Genomic DNA, 18853 nt, shown 5'->3' with positions numbered 1-18853 from the left:
AATTTTTGAACAACATTTTATAAGAAATGAACAACAATTATCTCAACTAATCTCACGATCTTTACAGTAGATGAATGCCCAAAGCCGGTTAACATCTAGCCCAAGCAGACATCTAGCCAAAATTGCCTCCCTTAACGGTTATAAGGGAGGCTTTTTTTTATTTTATTGTCTTTTTAAAACGGTTGAGTAAACCGGATACGGTTTCCCGTAACCAATCCTTCTTTCAAACCAATACCTTAGCCTTACAGTTTGTAATAATCTTGAAAGTTAATATCTGTAAGCCTATTAATTCAGCATAAATAATGTATATTAGGCTTGGGCATTAACTTGCCCCAATGAAAATTAGCATGCCATGATGGTAACCACCACCAATTCCAACTTTCCAATAGCTGTCAATGTTGTCATCGGCTCCACTGTATTTAGTGATATAGGTGAGAGTTATGTAGATTTCTTTGATGGTTATCTACACAAGTTATTAAACAGAAATGATAGCAAATAATATAAAGAAAGAAGTTATAAATAATTGGTCCGATAACTTTTTAGAATTGTCCGTTTATAACCAAAATAAATTGTACAAAGTATGTGGAGCATTTCTTTTAGGCATAGAAATATTAAGTCTTCCGCGAACACAATGTTATAGGCCAATTTTTGTGTGTTATCCTCTATGGAAAACAAACATAAAGGAATGTCTTATAGAACCTATTTTTATACAGGAAATATATAATAGGAGAGGTTTTCAATTTAATATTCCTTACGAGAAACATCTGAATTTTTTTCAAGAAGCTGTAGAATGTACAAAGAAACAGGTTCCAATTCTTGGGAGGAATTATATAACTGTCGGTCAATTATTTGAGATTTTTAATAAACAGTTTACCCAAACGCTTATAAAATCAAGTCCAGTTGGACAGGCAAAACTTTTTGAAGCAAAACTTTTAGCAGCTTTTTATGTAAACGATATAAATAAGGTTGAACAAGTTTTGACTGAGATAAATAACGTTTCAATATCTTGGTCACCGAATCTATTTGAATGGAAGTTTGGCAAGTTGGATGTTTGGCTTCATAATTTACAAGGAATGATATCCAATAGAGAAAAATTTTTACAACAGATAGATGCCAATAAACTGGATAAAAAAATAGCAGATTTGCATAGTTCAGAACTAGAAAGTGTAAAATAAGCTCATTCATAAATTTCTAAAATTTGTCCAATCGAAAATTACATCAATATAAAACGTTTATGAAAAGAGTACCATTTTAGAGGAATATCGTATAAAGGGAAAAGTCATATTTTATTTAGTTTCGGTGGGCATTAAGCCGCTACTACAACAGGATCTCTAATGGAGTTAATTAACTATTTTTCTGATGCCAAAGAGGCAGTTTTGACAACATCATTTGTTTTGAATAAGACGGATCAAATAACTAGAGTGTATCATCATCTAGAGGATGGAATGTGGGAATTTATTAGTGACAGAGCGGTTGAAGAATCGGAGTATAAAGTTATTTCCATGGAAGAGATATTGAACATAGATGAGGAACTGTTGTCTCTTTCTGATATGGAGCCCGGCTTTTTTGCTTATAGAAAAGAACCGAATGGTACCTTTGAGATAAAACCCTCAATCCTATAGAGATTGGGCGTTATTGCTTTATTTGAGTATCGCCTGCATCTTGCTTTTGGCGATGAATGCGTCAAATAGTGCAAATATGTGATCCTTTTCAATTTCGGTGAGCTTTTCAATATCCTGAAACCTTTCCACTGTCCTACGGTCTTATTCCGTTGTACCTTACTTTTATGTATTCATATCCAGAAATCGCTACCTGGTGTTTATCTTAATTGCCTTCTTAAAACTGCTAACTAAATCAGTACGGTTTCCCGCAACCAATCCGACTTTCAAACCAATACCTCACCCTTACATTTTGTAATAATCTTGAAAGTTAATAGCTGTAAACATATTAATTCAGAATGCCACGACCGATTCCAACATTCCAATAGCTGCCAATATTGTCCGCCACTGCCTTTAGCGATATAGCAGCGAGCTATGTCGATTTCTTTGGTGGCCGCTCTACCATGTATGAGAAGAAGATGCAGGAAATGTACAAGCGTGTCATAGCAACGCTCAAGCCATATGTCCAAACAATTTGTGCGATGCTATTATCGGGCTATGATAGGCTTAATATATCCGATTACATATAAAAATTGAGAAACCTATAAATCTATACCGTTTACAATATTACTAATAATATTAGTAATATTGTAAAATGAAACCGCTAGAAATCTTTTGCCGAAATCGGGTACTGTACGCTCAAATTACCGTGCATGATAAAAGCATGGGCATGAAAGATTATCATCTTTACAACAAAAATGGTCTTGCTTTTTATGTTTTCAGGAAATCTCAGGGCGTGTGGCAATTGGCATTCGGTGTACTTGCCGATGACATCAAGGAAGCGTGCATTGACGCTCTTATACTTCGCTTTGATACGGATGTGCCTGAGTTGTTTTATCATCATGGAAAACGCCAGGTAGTGGAAGTCCGGGCCAAGAAATACAGCCTTTGGCATATTTATCTCAATAATGCTTATGTAGGAAGTATTCAATATTACACCTTCACTAAGCAGTTCAATTACCACCTTGAAGACAATTGCTTATTGACCGATGATCAGGTGCAAAAGTATATAGCTATGATACAACGTGGGGAATTAAAGTGGATAAAGGACGATATTCGATGAAAACGGATATAAAAGGAATAAAATAACCTTGAGTCTGGGAGGGGCGAATCCTGTTTGGTTTTTGAAAAAACATTATTTCTAGCTGTTGAGCACGGAGTACGAACAGTCAAAAAGTCTTCTGTTACCTGATTTTTGACTATAGAAATTCTAAGCATTAAAAAATATTTTACATTGACGGATCAGATGGGGATGATCATGGAAGAACTTTTTGATAAAAGACGGTAGTCATTATCGAAGAGTGGGTTGATCTGGAATTTTCTTAAGACAGATAATAATATTTGATGAAGTGAAATAGCCTTTTGGAATTGAATTATAATTAGAATGGAATTTTTGAACAACATTTTATAAGAAATGAACAACAATTATCTCAACTAATCTCGCGATCTTTACAGTAGATGAATGCCCAAAGCCGGTTAACATCTAGCCCAAGCGGACATCTAGCCAACATGGCCTCCCTCGACGGTTAACGAGGGAGGCCTTTTTGTTTATTTATTGTCTTATTAAAACGGTTGAGTAAATCGGCTACGGTTTCCCGTAACCAATCCTGCTTTCAAACCTATACCTTAGCCTTACAGTTTGTAATAATCTTGAAAGTTAATATCTGAAAACATATTAATTCAGAATAAATAATGTATATTAGGCTTGGGTATTAACCTTGCCCGATTGAAAAGTATAATGCCATGATAGTAACCACGACCAATTCCATCGAAGGGAGGGAGATTTCACGCTATAATGATCCAATAGTTGCCAATGTTGTTATCGGCACTACTGTCTTTAGTGATATAGGTGCGAGCTATTTAAACTTTTTGAGGGTATTTTTTTACCTCTATTATCGTCATCGAAATATTCTTTCGATTCATTATTAATAACCTAATCCATAAAGAGAGACGTGCAATAATAAGAGTTCGTACTGTACCCCGATAACAACGAGGGGCCTTAAGTAGGTATTACACATAAGACTGACTAATAAAGAATAATTAAAATAAAAAATAGAATATGGAAGCGATAAGCATAGCAATTGGCTTTTTAGTAGGTGGAATAGTAATTTACATTATTTTTCATTTATTCAACAAAACAAAATATGTTTTAAAATCAGCATACGACGAAATGTCTTCAAAATACCATGAAACAACGACACACCTTCGAGTTTATGAAGAGAAGATAGCAATGTGCCAGACGAAGAATGAAGAACTTTTAGATAAGGTCAGATCAAAAGAAAATGAAGCTATCCAGTTCCAAACGAAGTCAACTTCACTGGAAACACAGTTAACTAACAGAGAAAACAGAATAGCTGAGCTGTCACACAGGCTTACAAATGAGCTTGAAACAAACATAGTTCGACAAGATGAGATCAACAACCATAAGCAAAAAATATCTGAATTAAATGCGGTCAATAGTGCTATTTCTGAAACCTTATCCAGGCAGAACGATATAAACCATAAGCAAACTGAACAGATAGATAGTTTACAATCAAAGCTTAATGAGCTAACAGCACAGGTCAGCAAATTAACAGCATATAATACCACAATATCGGAAAAGCTGACCACGCAAAAAACAGAGGTTGAAGATCTCCAAAAAACAGCACACCTGCAATTTGAGAAAATTGCCAACAAATTATTTGAAGAAAAATCGTCAAAATTTACAGAGACCAACAAATCAAATATTGAAACATTGCTCAATCCGCTAAAGGAGGATATCAACAAGTTCAAAGCAAAAATCGAAGAAACGCATACAGAAGACACAAAACAAAGATCAACATTAGAGGAAAGAATAAAAGGGTTGATCGATCAAACAAATATTGTGAGTTCGGAGGCCAACAGTTTAGCTTCTGCATTAAAAGGGAATTCACAAAAAAGGGGTAACTGGGGTGAAATGATTTTGGAAAGGATACTTGAGTCTTCTGGTTTGACTAAGAATCGAGAATATTTTGTTCAGCAGTCAATGAAAGATAAGGAAGGTAATAGTCTAAGACCTGATGTAAAAGTTGTCCTTCCTGACGAGAGGGCAATCATGATTGACTCAAAGGTTTCATTAGTAGCATATAACCAATATACTGCTAGTGAAAATGTAGACGAACAATCAAAATATCTGGCTGAGCACATAAAATCAATAAAAAAACATATTGACGGGCTGAACAATAAAAAATATGATGATGTTGAAGAAAAATCTTTAGATTTCACAATGATGTTTGTTCCTATTGAACCAGCATATTTAATTGCAATACAAGGAGAATCTGATTTATGGTCTTTCGCTTATGAAAAAAGGATTCTTCTAGTTAGCCCTACTACGCTGATAGCCTGCCTTAAGTTATTCTCTGATTTATGGAGGCGTGAATGGCAAAACAAGAATGCAATGGAGATTGTAGAGCGAGGGGAGAGCCTATATAACAAATTTGTAGGCTTTACAGAGAGTTTTGAAGCTATCGGAAAAAAGTTAAAAGACGCTCAAGGTTCCTATGAGACTGCATTAGGTCGACTTAAAGACGGAAAAGGGAACTTGATTGACAAGGCAATAAGCTTAAAAAATTTAGGTTTAAAGTCTGAAAAGAAAGTACCCGAGAGTCTGATGCCAATAAATTTTGAAGAAGATATGCAGCTGGAAGAGGAAAATTAACAAATGGAGTATTAAAAAGAAGAGGAATGCACTGTATTTTCCGGCTATGGTAGCTTGTTGATACAATGCATAGCTAAAGGAAACCAACGTTAGAATCATTCAAAAAAAGTCATCAAAAATGGTCGGGCAGGTTGCCATACAGAGAAAATTATTAATCATAATGCATACGATTTGGAAAAATGATACAGTATTTATAGAAAATTATAAAGTAAAGGGAGTGTAACACCAACTGTGTCATTGGATTAAAAACTTAAAAACCTCTTTCGAGTTTGAGTCTATCCCCAAATCTAATATATAGTTGGGATATAGTCAAGCCCCAGTTATGTATTGGCATCGTCCATTTTTTAGAAATGTCCTTAATAATCAGATACATCAGCTTCAATAAAGCCTGTTCAGAGCTAAACGCTCCCTTGGACTTAGTAATCTTTCGTATCTGACGGTGTATTCCCTCAATCGGATTTGTGGTGTATATAATCTTGCGAACCTGTTCTTCGTACTCAAAGAAAGTGGAAAGATTAGTCCAATTATCGATCCAGGATTTGGCGGCAAGAGGGTATTTCTTACCCCATTTTTCTTCGAAAGACAGTAGGTTTTCATATCCCATTTCTTCGTTCACGGCCTTATAGATTGGCTTTAGATCCTCCATTACTACCTTCTTATCTTTTTCGGTTACATAGCGCATGCTTGTTCTGATCTGATGAACAATACACAGTTGGATCTTTGTTTTTGGAAAAATAGCTTCTATGGCCTCGGGAAACCCTTTTAGACCATCAATACAAGCTATAAGGATGTCTTCAACACCACGTTGCTTTAGATCCGTAAGAACTGAAAGCCAGAACTTAGCTCCCTCATTTTCTGAGCTATAAAGACCGATCAGATCTTTTCTACCATCCATGCCAACTCCCAGTATGTTATAAATAGCTCTTGATTCAACAGTTCCATTCTGGCGAACTTTAATGTGCATGCAATCCAGGAAAACAAAGGGATAAACAGCTTCAAGAGGCCTGCTACGCCACTCATTTACCGCTGGAAGTACACTTTCGGTAATACGTGATATTTCTGTGGCAGAGATCTCCATTGCATACATTTCGCGGATAAACTCACTTATCGCCCGTGTGCTCATTCCTTTGGCATACATGCTCAATACGTGTCCCTCAAGCTGTTCAGTAATGATTAATTGTCTTTTAGGTACTACTTTCGGCTCAAACGTGCCGGATCTATCACGACCTGTTTCCAGTTCAAATGTCCCAGTATTAAGGCCTCGGACAGTCTTTTTTGTCTTACCATTTCGCCGGTTACTATTGCCCGACGCTTTCTCTTCGTTCAAATGGTTTTCCAGTTCTCCATCCATCATTGATTCCAACAGATGCTTCATTAACGGCGCTAGGACGCCATCGTTGGGAGACAAACTTTTACCTTCGTAAAGACCTTGCATGGCTTCTGTCTTGAAGCGTTCAAAGTCGAATGGGTCTTTTTCTTTCATGACCATGTCGTTTGAATAATTGAATATAAATAATCTTATTGAATTATTCCATTGACACAGTTCATGTTACAGTCTCAAAGTAAATAGTCCCGATCGGAAAATCGAGATTACACTATATAGTTCAGATGTTGAACTTCTTTAGAATACAAAAATACTTTTTGTCTAAATATTTGAAATTTAAAACAGTACCTTTATTGGTTAACTATTTACCTTGATTTCTTTGTAGAACCGATGGATCATCAGTTACGGTTTCCCGTAACCAATCCTTCTTCCAAACCCATACTTTAGCCTTACAGTTTGTAATAATCTTGAAAGTTAATATCCGTAAAGATATTAATTCAGCATAAATAATGTATATTCGGCTTGGGTATTAACCTTGCCCGATTGAAAAGTATAATGCCATGATAGTAACCACCACTACCACCAATTCCATCGAAGGGAGGAAGATTTCACGATTTAATGATCCATTAGCAGCCAATGTTGTTATCGGTACCACTGTCTTTAGCGCTATAGGAGCGAGCTATACATCTCTCTTTGGAGGCTTTGAAGAGAAAACTTTGAAGCCTGAAATCGCGCATGAAATGTTCAGTAGAAGAGTACGAATCGTTGAAGGAACTAACGCCACATAATCTTCACCTTATTGATTAAAAAAAACTTAAGCGATTTCTATTTATGTTTTACGAATTATTTAAGCTCTCTCCAAAAGACGGCGGAGGTAACCGAGCTAGCGAGGATTTTACAACCGAAATTTTAGCGAGCTTACTCAAAGCTGAATCACAGTTTGCTCAGTCATTTTATAGTTTGATACATTTGCCAGTAGATGACTATACCATTTATACACAAAGAAGATTTCCCTCAAAATCTGGATGTGCGTGTATTGTGGATCTTGTGCTTGAGAGTAATGATAAAATTTGTTTTATTGAAAATAAGGTAGAGTCGTCGGAAGGCGACGATCAGTTACTCCGTTATTCTGATGTCTTAACAGAAATAAATAAGACAAGGTTTTTAAGATACTGTACGAAGTATTATGAGGATAAAACAATTGCCGATCATCGTTTTTACCAATTTACTTGGCATCAACTTTCCAAGCTATTAAGACAATATCCTGAAAATTATTATATCACAAGTTTTTATCACTTTTTAAAAAAACAACATATGGCCGATAGTTACGAACTCACGCAGGAAAAGCTTGATGCAGCCAAGTTTTTGCAGGATACCTTGAAGACATTCGAATACTATTTAAAAATAAGCAAATCAGATTTTCAATCAATTTTCTTAGGGCCGGGAATGTCTATTTCTAAACAAGAAGTTGCCTCGGGAAATAGCATTCGAATCGGATGGAAAATTGTTGGATTTGATTATAATGTAGATTCTCCAAATGAGTTAGCATACAGTATAGATTTTGAAACACAGGTCTTGAATGTCCATTTGTATTATAACAAAAATTTAAAATATGAGCCTATATTTCGAGAAGCAGAAAGAGAGGAATTTATTTATTCGAAAACTATCAATGGTATAGGTTTACATTTAAATAAAGATCTGGCAGAATTTCTCAATCAAGATGATCCTTCCAATGACATTAGGCAATGGTATTACTATGCCTTCAATAAGATGAGAAGATTTATTGACTTAAATATTAAAATAATATAGTAGAATATGATTAAAAATGTAAAATTCATGATTCCTCAAGATATATTAAACTCTATACATGTTAAATGTTAGCTTATGCTTTTTCAGAAATTAAAAAAAACAGTTTATAGTAATGAGTGATCTAATTACAGATGGTTCTGAAATAAAAAATAGAATTATTTTAGAAATTAAAGGGGCAGAGCAAAGTGTTTTGCTAGCTATGGCGTGGTTTACAGATCGTGATATTGCAGCAGCAATGATCGAAGCAAAAAATAGGAACGTTTATGTCGACGTTATTCTATCTTCAAATGAGCAGAATGAAACCGTTAAGAATATGCTTGTTGAGGCGAATATAGCAGTACATGCATTTGAAACAGGCGATTCTAGGGGAATAATGCATCACAAGTTTATATTGATCGACAATAGACTGACAATTAATGGCTCTTATAATTATTCTTATAATGCAAGTAAGAACAATGTTGAGAATGTATCTATTTCTTATGATACAGCATTGTATTCTAAGTTTTTGGCTGAATTTGAAAGATTAAGACACAATATTGACCATAAACTTGAATTAAATCGAATATATAATAATCAAAGTGAAAATAATACATCTACTAAAGAACCAAGAATGCAATCATTAAATAAAATTGATAGTTTTTCAGATCAATTAAACAGTCTAGTTTATTCGGCAATAGATTTAAATACAGATAATTATCGAGACAAAGGTTATGAAAATGCTAGAGAAAGTACGGGTAATTTGGATATTTTCCGTACTGAATATAATAGTATTAAAGAAAAAATAAGAAGTTATGCTACAGATGAGGGCCTTGGTAGTAAAAAGAATCTTTTGATTTCGAATATTTCAATGGCTTATGAAAGTGAGAAGATTAGTTTAAATATTGAACGTGATGATAAACTTCTCAATGAAAAGCGTAAAAATGATTTAGAAAAATTTTCAATTCAAGGTAAGCTAGAAGAAGCGAGGGAGAAAAAATCAAAGTTGGAGTCAGGCGATAAAATTACAGGAGAAAAAGGAATTCTCCAGTTAAATATGGAAGTTGAACAGAATAAATTAGAAAAAAGTACTTTGGAACAATCTGTTGTATTGCAAAAATTCTGGACCCCAGGTACAATTATGGCTGTAATAGGTTTAGGATTATTGTCTATTTATTTGTCAATATTTTTTGGATCAGCTGTTTTTAAATCTTTCTTTGAAGCAAATGAAATACGAAATGCCTTGGAAGCCACCGGTAATGCCAGCATTCCACCTATTGTAGACGCCAATGCTATTGGGAAGATGTTTACCAGATATGGTTTTGCTTTTGGTTTTGTAGGTATGTTATTTTTTTTAGTTCCAGTGTTGATTTCCAATATTAAAATTTTTGGTAATAAGAATGAACGGGTAAATAAACTTATGTTTTGGATAGGTATCGTTGTATTTGATGTAATTGTGTCTATTATGATTACCATGACAACTGCGGAAGTGAAAGCATTAGTAAATGGTGAGCAGTCTGATATCGAGATATATCAGGCATTTTCACACGCCGAATTCTGGTTAATTTTTGCCTTTGGGATGCTTCCATTAATTATAGTACATCATATTATAGATTATCTTACTAATGTCTACAAAAAGTCGCAAAGGGATATTGTAGATGCCAATACAAATAGCAGAATACTTTTTTTGGATAAACAATTGATTGATTTGAATACGGAGAAGGAGGTTTTATTTAGTAAAATTGGATATACTACCTCTGTAATTGAAGGTCATATTTCAACGATGCAAAATTTGGATATGGAATTAAATTCTCTTCAAACTCAGATAGCAACTTTATATTCAGATTATCAGAAGAATATAAAGTCAATATTTGATGATTATTATGCACGAATAATGAGTGGAAAAATGTTTACAGAAATGATTCTAGATAGCGTTGTATCTGCTTATAAATCCGGATTTGTAGCGTTCTTGCCTGAATATTTTGCTCCAGATGAGGTCGCGAAGAGAGTAAGAGAAATAGAGCAAACGACATTACGGATAGTAGCATAGAAATTTGAAAATGAAAAGAATATTATATTTTATCGCTGGCTTATTTACACTTGTAGGGTGCCAAACGGAATCGAAAATAGTATCTGTGGAATATCCAAATATTGTTATTATGTCAGATTTGTCGAGTCGACTGGATAATAAAAAAAATAAGGATTTCGACGAAATACACAAGATTGTTGAATTTTTTAAGAACGACTGTGTACAACCGGGAAAAAAAATAGGTAGTAAATCATCGCTTTCATTTGCATCTTTTGGTGGAAAAGTTGAAAATGTTATTGATTTAAGTCAGATCAAAGGGATATCTGAGAAGCAGCAGTTTGTAAACTCAAAAGGTAATTATCAAGGTAAAGGCTTGGATTTTGAATTAGGAGCTTTCGAGAGTAAAGTACATTCTATTTACGCTAATACAAGAAATCCTGGATTAGACCTAATCAGTAGCTTAATGGAAAAAGTCAAGAGTGGTTCTATAGGTAAAAGGGATACTTTTGTGGTCAATGGTGTTGACACAACTTATGTAAACTTTACTAATCATATCTACATATTTACCGATGGATACCTAGAATATAACAATGAAAATTTGAATAAACAGTATTATTTTGGAGAAAAAGAGATTCATAAGATTAGAGATTATTGTATCCAGAACAAGACAAATATTACCGAAGCATTACGTAAGGAACCATCATTAGGTTTGCCTGCATATCCTTATTCTTTCAACGAGGATTTAGAATTACATGTATTTGAAACACATGAGCGTGACAAGAATGATCAATTGCAAACTTACAAATATGCTACCGGTCTAAGGGATAATGAAATCTTAGAGGCTGTCTGGAATAAATGGGCTAAAGATAGTGGTTTTAAGAGTTTTGAATGGAAGAAGTATTAGTTTCTTTCAAAAATACACCATATTGTGATTGCCTATATTATGGATTTTTAACGAGAGAGGCTGTATTTGGTAATTGGAATGTTATAGATAATCTTTTTATATTCTCTATAATAAAATTATGATAAAAAAATTAAACTGTATTTACTAATGTCTCAAAAAATAATCGCGCTGGAATTTCTCGAGGAGCTTGAAAGCATTCATAAAAATGAGGCTTTATCTTTATCTATAAAATATCCGCAACTTAGGACTTTATTGGAAAAAGTTTGTAAGAATTTAACCTCAAATAGTTCAACACAATTTTCCGATTTTTTTTCTAGATTGGTTTATGTTTGCAATCAATACAAAGTAGACAGGGCAATACATGGGTTACGTATTATCGCCAATAAGGTATTGCATGCGGGACTTAAACCTAATGAAGATGACTATAAAACTCACGTATCTCTTTTCGCTGAGTTTCTTAAAGTTGTTTACGGCATTAATATTCCCGCGACGTTATTATTTGAGGGAAAACGGAGGGTCGATTATACACCTGTCAAAAATGTTCATTTAACTGAGGCAAAGGTTTGTATCGTCGAAAAACGTGAGAATCATTTGGTTTGTCAATTAGACCCCTTGACAGTCAAGGAGAAGTATGAATTTGCTCCAGATAAATTGATGACTATTCAGATATTTGAAACGGGAGTGAATGATGCTATTACATCATGCAATAGTTTTTGGGTTGGTGCTTTGTTGTATCTTGTTGATATTGAAATTGATATCAATGAGGTTTTTCACCCCAAAATAATTGTTTTAGAGCCAGATTATCTACTCGATGTATCCTCTATTGCTGAATGTATACAAGACTATGGAGAAAGCGAACTTTTATTTTTTAAATCAAAGTTCGAAGAAAAGCCAGATTCGAAACATCTCTTATTGGGAAACTTTGCCAACTTAGTTGTTGATGAAGTCTTTTCAAATCCACAGACACCGATAGAATTTAGCGGTGTTTTCCGAAAACACTTCAAAACAACTCCACTTGAATATACGACCTGTAAAGATATCAACGATATACAAGAATTTAAAAGCTATCATGAAGAGTGCCACAAGCAGTTTTTAAAAATTAAAGACACTATTGAAAATGGATTTTCCAAATTAGACATAAATTTAGAGAATATCTCACTTGAGCCATCTTTCTTATCCGAAAAGTTCGGTCTACAAGGTCGATTGGATATGCTCGATTGGCGAAAAGGTACTGAGGTGTCAAAGATTATAGAGCTGAAATCGGGAAGTACACCATTTCGTGATGATGGAACTAGTATTAAAGGGAATCATCTTGCTCAGTTATTTATGTATTATATTCTTTATTCTCAGGTGGGGAAATTAAGTCTTAGTCAGGTGAATAGTCGCTTACAAGGTTTCATTCTTTATTCTAAACCTGGGGAAAATAATTTAAGAAATAAAGGTGCATATTTAAGGGGATTTCAAGAAGTAATTGATCTTAGGAATAGAATTGTAGCTACTGAACACCTTTTAATTGCAGACAATAAAGAAACTACTGAGAATATTTTGTGTCGAATTACTCCACAAAATTTAATCAATAAGGATATTTATCCTAAATTTAGAATTATAATTGAAGCTCAAATAATCGATTTTCTAGCTCCAATTTCTTCGGCTACGGATCTTGAGAAAAGTTATTTTCTCTCATTTGCAAACTATGTTTCATATGAGCATTTTTTGAGCAAAGTTGGAGGCCCCGACAGAGATAGAGAGGGGGGATCAAATGGTTTAGCAAGGTTATGGCTGGATAGTTTTGAGGAAAAGAAAAGTAAATTCGAGATATTATATGACCTAGAAATTGTAGAAAACAAAATTAACAAAGAAGAGCAGGTGATTGTATTTAAAAGAGCCAATCTTGAAAATAAGCATGTTAATTTTAGAAAGGGTGATATTTGCGTCCTATATCCACGCAATACAGATACTGAAATTGTATCTCACAGCCAAATTTTTAAATGCACAATAAAGGAAATTTTTGCTGATTATGTTACTGTTTACTTTCGATACAAACAGCGCAATAAGGCTTTCTTTGATTCGTTTGGACTGAATGGAAAGTGGGCTTTAGAGAGTGATTTTATGGAAACCTCTTTCAATTCGATGTATAGAAATCTTTATGGTTTCTTAAAAGCCCGACAATCATTTAAAGATCTAATATTGACTCAAAGGCAACCCAAGAAAGAAAGGGATTATGGTTATATAAATCCATCTCTGTCTTTAGAACAGAGAAAAGTGATCAATAAGGCACTATCAGCCAATGACTACTTCCTACTGAATGGCCCTCCTGGAACAGGAAAAACTTCTATTATTATTAAGAACTTGGTTAAGGAACTAATTAATGCTCGAAAAAGTATTCTAGTTTTGGCATATACAAATAGGGCCGTGGACGAACTTTGTGAAGCTATTGATAACGCCTGCGGTGGTCGACAAAATTTAAATTTTATACGGTTCGGCTCAAAGTTGTCCACTAGCGATGAATATCACGATAATCTTATAGATGTTGTGATGGAAGCGAAGGAAAAAGAACTGCTAGCATTGAATAAGAGATTTGACCGTGCTGAAGTAAGGAACGTAATTGTTCAGAACAATGTATACGTTTCTACCGTGGCTTCTGTCGGAAGCAAACAGAATATTTTTCAAGTAAAGACTTTCGACTATATTATAGTTGATGAGGCCTCTCAGATTTTGGAACCGCAATTGGTGGGCATTTTGTCTAAGGCCTCCAAGTTTATTCTCATAGGAGATCATAAGCAATTGCCTGCAATATCTTTACAGTCAATAGAAAAATCTAAAACAAATGATACGTTGCTTGAGTCTATTGGGCTTTATAATAGAAAAAATTCGTTATTTGAACGTCTCTATAAGTTCTGCCAGGATAGTGGTTTAACGGATGTCTATGATACCTTAACATATCAAGGGCGTATGCATAAAGAGATTTCTTTATTCCCAAATTTTGCATTCTATAAAGGTCGATTGCTTGAAGCTTACGATACGCCAGATATCGATATAGCTGCAAAAATGCTCTTGCAAAGGCAGATTGCAAATTTGGATTTTCACGAACCTAGCGTTAATACTCTTCCGAAATTGCTAAGTCAAAAACGGTTGATATTCTTCAATAATAAGAACGTTGATGATCTTTATGCCAAATCCAATTCGTATGAAGCTGATTTTGTCGTTACAATCGTTAAAGATATTATCTCTTTATATAAATCAAATAATAAGGTATTCGATCCCTATAAAACCATAGGTGTTATAGCACCTTTTAGAAGTCAAATAGCCTTTATTAAACAGAAGTTGGAGGAAGCGGGGATTCCAAACTATGAAGCAATTACTGTGGACTCTGTTGAGCGTTTCCAGGGAAGTCAACGAGATATAATTATTTATTCCTTTTCAATTAATAATCCTTTCCAGCTAAGGGGGATGATAAATCTGAATGACGAAGGCGATGTTGATAGGAAGCTAAATGTCGCGCTTACTCGAGCTAGAGAACAAATGATATTGATTGGTAATGATAATATTTTATCTAGCAATCTGATATATTTGCGGTTGATCGAGTACTGTAAGTCAAAGGGAGGATATATCAACAATTCGTTGCCGGATATGATAAGTGGAGCACCAATCTATTTCCCTGATGAAACTATTTCCAAAAGTTACGTAAAAACTGTTCAGATTGTTGAGCCTTTTAAAGGAGTATTTGAAACCCTGATAGAAATTCCACTTCGAAAAGATAAGCGAACAAACTGGCCAAAAGAGATATTGGGGCTAAATACTGATTTTGCCCGTAATAATTTAATACGATACGGTATGGCTGACTTTGATCAGCAAGTTGATTTAAACTATGAGCAGAACTTAGGCGATTTAATAGTTGATCAAGGTTTTCTTACCTATTATACTGCACGCGAGAATGTGTTACTCTATTGTTATTGGAATATGAGAAAGCAGTTTCTTTCTTTGGAAAATATCTTTATACATCATAAAGCATTCTTTCTATCAAAGTTTCAGAACACGAATAATAAAGTAATGTTTATAGACTTTGGCTGCGGACCTTTGACAGCATCATTAGCATTCAATAATGTTTTTAAATCTCATATTGCAAGAAAAGTGCATTACTTAGGAATAGATATTTCTGAGACTATGCTTATGAAGGCACAGGAATTTATTGGATCAGGAATTTTTAAACCAAATGATACTTTTGACCTTTGCGGCGCCATAGGCAAAAGTAACACTAGCTATTATAGAGATGAATTTATCTTACCTTATACGGTTGTTATAACGATCGCTAATTCTCTTTCATGTCTTGATCTTGATAAAATAGGGGAACTGGCTGACTCCTTGAATAATTTTATTAACCAATATCCTTTGAATAACTATGTGTTAGTTTATCAAGACCCTGTGAATAGAGATCAAAACCTCAGAAAACTTTTAGAGAAAACGCCTAAGTTGAATAAGGTAATAGTTTCAAGAGAAGACACCGTTTCTTTCGAAAATCCACATCAAGACTGGTATGCAACAAATGAGCATTTCAAATATGAGTTGATTGAGAATTGATTATACGTTTTAAATAATTAATTATTTCCAACAGGCGATCTTGACCAATGTTTTTTAGTTTTTGGTAAGAACTTCTGTGGCAGTACCGATATTTTTTATTACTACGGCAAAAACACTTCGATGTGCGTGACGGATTTTCATTTTTATAGATTAATTTTAGTAACTGGTATGCCTTATTTAGTTCATTCACATTTAATAGAGCATATATAGATTCTAAGATTCCCTCTGAGCCATGAGACCTTTCATTAAGAAAATAACCTTCTTTCTCTCGGAAACTTTGGTTGTGTAAGTACGGTATAAGTTGTTCTTTAATAAAGCCTACAAGTGTAATTTCTCCTGCGCAGTGGATGTATTCCTCGACAGGTGTACAAATACAAAAATGCCCGTCGGAGTATACATGCCAATCGATATTATGAGGTAATCGCTTTCCAGTTTCGTATACATAGGGGAAGCTGTTGGGATAATTGTTAGTACATTCTATTTTTATAGAATAGGTGTCGTATAGAACATTGTTTGCGTCCTTGAGTTCGAAAGTCCCAGTTAAAAACGGAAGTGAATCTTCCCGAACACATAACTGTAGTTCGGGAAATTCACTTATTGCTTCATCAGCATCAGTCGTAAATTTAATGTATGCGTTATTCATGGCCAAATGGATATGATGTTATCGCTCCGGCTGCCGCTGCAGCTGCGGCAAAAGACTTCGTTTCTTCTTTGTCTTCACCAAGAGGAAATCTTTCACCTAAATGTTTACGCCATTTTTTACTAGCGTCTTTTTGATTGGTTCCACGAATTGCCGCATCAGCATCTTCGATAAATTTATCCAATGCATCTAAGAACTTTTCTTTGTTGGCATAGTTTTCTAATAGATCATCATTTGGTATTGCAGGTACGATGCATTTAAAAGCTCTATTCAGTTCGTTTTTAATCTCTTTTGCGACGTCTCTTAATGTTATATCATCACGCTCGTTAAGGACAATCTTATCTTTAGCATTGCTTGCTAAAATAGTTAAGGCTAATCCGCTAGGCATTTTGAAGGATTGTTGATTAGCCCAGCCCTTTAGATATTTCACAATTCTAACAAGTCGCCCTTCTTTATCTTTTTTTCCAATAAACCAGTTTACCATGGCTTTGGGATCACTGTCTTCAAAACCAACGCCATTAACTGCGATCTGATACTCCTTTCCGTCTTCTTTACAATAGACAGGGTGGTCAATTTCGTAGTCATTCGAAAATATTGTGCGAACACATTTCTTACGATTCTCCGCAGCAGTACTGGTGTAACCGTCAACCGCTTGCCGAACCCATTCTTTAAGCGTTGATGCAGTGACATCTGGTGCACGAAAAAAGTAAATTCCATCGTCTAGGTCGCAAATATCTTCTGATGTGCGAATTCCATTTTTCATTTTGTAAGATCCTTGGATGTAAAAATATGGGATATACTCCGGTTGGTTTTCCTTGAACCATTTTCTTATTCTGGTACGTAGGCCTTCTTTTGAGTACTTCATTCTCTCATTCTTTTTTGAGCCAATGGATATCTCTGAGTGATAATCCTGAAATAAATTGTGACAGTTTGCCATATTGTTATTGTTTTAAAAAGTTTAAAATTTCCGTTAATCTATTTTTTGCTAACTCCTCCCCAATAGATTTCATTCTGTCTATATGCTTTTTTTTGGAAGAATTAAGTTCTATATTGTCCCCTTTCATATCGTACTGTATCCGTAGATGTTGAAATGTGTTTCCAATTTTCCCCAAAGCACGCTGCAAGAAATTAAGATATTGCTCAGTGATTTGTGCTTGTGTATCTAGCACTATGTCTACGAGCTTCGGATTTGGAAACAACCAGTCAAATACATTTTTCGGTCGCCAAGAGCGCTTAATAATTTGCTTCCCCTGGCCTGTTCCAAGTGATAGTAAAACTATATTTCCAATTGGAATATCTAGTTTGTCCGTTGCTTCAAACACGCCTATCAAAGCAGGATTATTCGCAAAAATTCCCCCGTCAATCATATTGATATTTGTTCCTTCGCCGAACTCATTTTTAAACGAAAATGTATGAGGAGGGAAATAGACAGGGGCAGAGGCACTCGACATTGCGACATGATAAGCGGGAAGTTTATAATCCCTTCTGTACTCTGGATGGTGCTTGGTCTTTAGTACGTTTATTGCTCCGTCATTTCCATTGAAAGCCGGAACGCATACTTTAGTCTTCAGATCATTCATTAATGGGTCTCGTCCTCCGTTGGCATCAGCATACACACTTTTCAATTTCTTCAATAGCTTTTTGTTGCTATATATTGCGTTAAAGAAAGCTCTACTTTTTCGTGGTAAAAAGCGAAACACAAACCGAGGAAAGATAATGTTGGCATGATCTTCATAAAATTTTGCCAAATCTTTGGCCGGTATCCCTAAGGAGATGCCGATTGCTAGAATCGCTCCAGTTGATGTACCACAAATCAAATCGAAATGTTCGTATAGTTTCTTGTCCGGCTCTTCCTTTTGAAGTTCTGCCTCTAACTCAGCCAGGACTTTGGCTGGGATAAGTCCCCTTATCCCGCCTCCATCTATGGAGAGTATTTTAAATTTTTTATCCATGCAATAGCTTTTAATTTAGTAGTTCTCCATAAATTCCTGACCAATCTGGGCCAAATTGGCTCGAGATGCACCTTTCAAGAGTTATCTTCAAAGCAAAACAGATTTGTTTAGCATCATCACGTGCGTTCTCTGAACTCTTTGTTTGATGTAGAAGTGTAGTATTGGGAAGGTTAACATCTTTTCCTTTTGCGTCTTTGAGAACTTGTTTATACCCCAATTCAAACATCTTTTGTTTGAATTCCCGATGCTTAGAAGGAATGTCGTAAGTGATTATTGTAGCCATTTTGTAAAGCTTAAATTGTTTAAA

The 18853-nt window shown here is 34.8% G+C and carries 15 protein-coding genes; 11 read left to right on the top strand and 4 right to left on the bottom strand.

Features of this window, described 5'->3' with window-relative positions; all coding sequences use genetic code 11:
- The first annotated feature begins 352 nt into the window (after nucleotides 1-352).
- The 6 genes from K2F45_RS15775 (at nucleotide 353) to K2F45_RS15750 (ending at nucleotide 5334) form a co-directional block, all read left to right on the top strand.
- Nucleotides 353-499, top strand: a complete 147-nt coding sequence (locus tag K2F45_RS15775) for a hypothetical protein (protein WP_248931838.1) — start codon at nucleotides 353-355, stop codon at nucleotides 497-499.
- Nucleotides 486-1175 carry a hypothetical protein gene (locus K2F45_RS15770; protein ID WP_248931837.1) on the top strand — a complete coding sequence of 230 codons (690 nt, stop codon included), beginning with the start codon at nucleotides 486-488 and terminating at the stop codon, nucleotides 1173-1175. The genes K2F45_RS15775 and K2F45_RS15770 overlap by 14 nt, the downstream gene beginning before the upstream one ends.
- A 159-nt stretch (nucleotides 1176-1334) precedes the next feature.
- Nucleotides 1335-1622: a hypothetical protein gene (locus K2F45_RS15765; protein ID WP_248931836.1), complete on the top strand. Its 288-nt coding sequence runs from the start codon at nucleotides 1335-1337 to the stop codon at nucleotides 1620-1622.
- A gap of 706 nt (nucleotides 1623-2328) precedes the next feature.
- A complete protein-coding gene (locus K2F45_RS15760; protein ID WP_248931835.1) occupies nucleotides 2329-2721 on the top strand; it encodes a hypothetical protein in 393 nt (130 codons plus the stop codon).
- Nucleotides 2722-3401: 680 nt separating this feature from the next.
- A complete protein-coding gene (locus tag K2F45_RS15755) occupies nucleotides 3402-3587 on the top strand; it encodes a heavy metal-binding domain-containing protein (RefSeq protein ID WP_248931834.1) in 186 nt (61 codons plus the stop codon).
- 130 nt (nucleotides 3588-3717) lie between these two features.
- The gene (locus tag K2F45_RS15750) at nucleotides 3718-5334 is read left to right on the top strand and encodes a DNA recombination protein RmuC (protein WP_248931833.1); all 1617 of its coding nucleotides are present in this window, start codon (nucleotides 3718-3720) and stop codon (nucleotides 5332-5334) included.
- 250 nt (nucleotides 5335-5584) lie between these two features.
- Here K2F45_RS15750 and K2F45_RS15745 read toward each other — a convergent pair whose 3' ends face one another.
- Nucleotides 5585-6817: an IS256 family transposase gene (locus K2F45_RS15745; protein ID WP_248931832.1), complete on the bottom strand. Its 1233-nt coding sequence runs from the start codon at nucleotides 6815-6817 to the stop codon at nucleotides 5585-5587.
- Nucleotides 6818-7218: 401 nt separating this feature from the next.
- On the opposite strand from K2F45_RS15745, the gene K2F45_RS27470 reads away from it, so the two are divergent.
- From K2F45_RS27470 to K2F45_RS15725, 5 genes are all read left to right on the top strand, one after another.
- On the top strand, nucleotides 7219-7446 hold the full coding sequence (locus tag K2F45_RS27470; RefSeq protein WP_420833001.1) for a heavy metal-binding domain-containing protein: 228 nt from the start codon (nucleotides 7219-7221) through the stop codon (nucleotides 7444-7446).
- A 43-nt stretch (nucleotides 7447-7489) separates the two neighbouring features.
- Nucleotides 7490-8467, top strand: coding sequence for a PD-(D/E)XK nuclease family protein (locus K2F45_RS15740; protein WP_248931831.1), 978 nt, complete (start codon nucleotides 7490-7492; stop codon nucleotides 8465-8467).
- Between the two features lie 112 nt (nucleotides 8468-8579).
- Nucleotides 8580-10493, top strand: a complete 1914-nt coding sequence (locus tag K2F45_RS15735; protein WP_248931830.1) for a phospholipase D-like domain-containing protein — start codon at nucleotides 8580-8582, stop codon at nucleotides 10491-10493.
- Nucleotides 10494-10503: 10 nt separating this feature from the next.
- Nucleotides 10504-11376: a hypothetical protein gene (locus tag K2F45_RS15730; protein WP_248931829.1), complete on the top strand. Its 873-nt coding sequence runs from the start codon at nucleotides 10504-10506 to the stop codon at nucleotides 11374-11376.
- Between the two features lie 147 nt (nucleotides 11377-11523).
- Complete coding sequence (locus K2F45_RS15725) at nucleotides 11524-15954, top strand: AAA domain-containing protein (protein WP_248931828.1); 4431 nt, start codon at nucleotides 11524-11526, stop codon at nucleotides 15952-15954.
- Nucleotides 15955-16589: 635 nt separating this feature from the next.
- Here the strand turns inward: K2F45_RS15725 and K2F45_RS15720 are convergent.
- The 3 genes from K2F45_RS15720 to K2F45_RS15710 are packed head-to-tail and all read right to left on the bottom strand — an operon-like array spanning nucleotide 16590 to nucleotide 18829.
- Complete coding sequence (locus K2F45_RS15720) at nucleotides 16590-17531, bottom strand: cyclic GMP-AMP synthase DncV-like nucleotidyltransferase (RefSeq protein WP_248931827.1); 942 nt, start codon at nucleotides 17529-17531, stop codon at nucleotides 16590-16592.
- Between the two features lie 4 nt (nucleotides 17532-17535).
- Nucleotides 17536-18546 (bottom strand): CBASS cGAMP-activated phospholipase, encoded by a 1011-nt coding sequence (locus K2F45_RS15715; protein WP_248931826.1) that lies wholly within the window; start codon nucleotides 18544-18546, stop codon nucleotides 17536-17538.
- A gap of 10 nt (nucleotides 18547-18556) precedes the next feature.
- Nucleotides 18557-18829, bottom strand: a complete 273-nt coding sequence (locus tag K2F45_RS15710) for a hypothetical protein (RefSeq protein WP_248931825.1) — start codon at nucleotides 18827-18829, stop codon at nucleotides 18557-18559.
- Between the last annotated feature and the right edge of the window lie 24 nt (nucleotides 18830-18853).

It is taken from the genome of Sphingobacterium siyangense (assembly GCF_023277505.1).
GTDB lineage: Bacteria > Bacteroidota > Bacteroidia > Sphingobacteriales > Sphingobacteriaceae > Sphingobacterium > Sphingobacterium siyangense.
The sequence above is the reverse complement of the archived record's forward strand: the minus strand, read 5'-3'. Positions and strand labels throughout refer to the sequence as shown.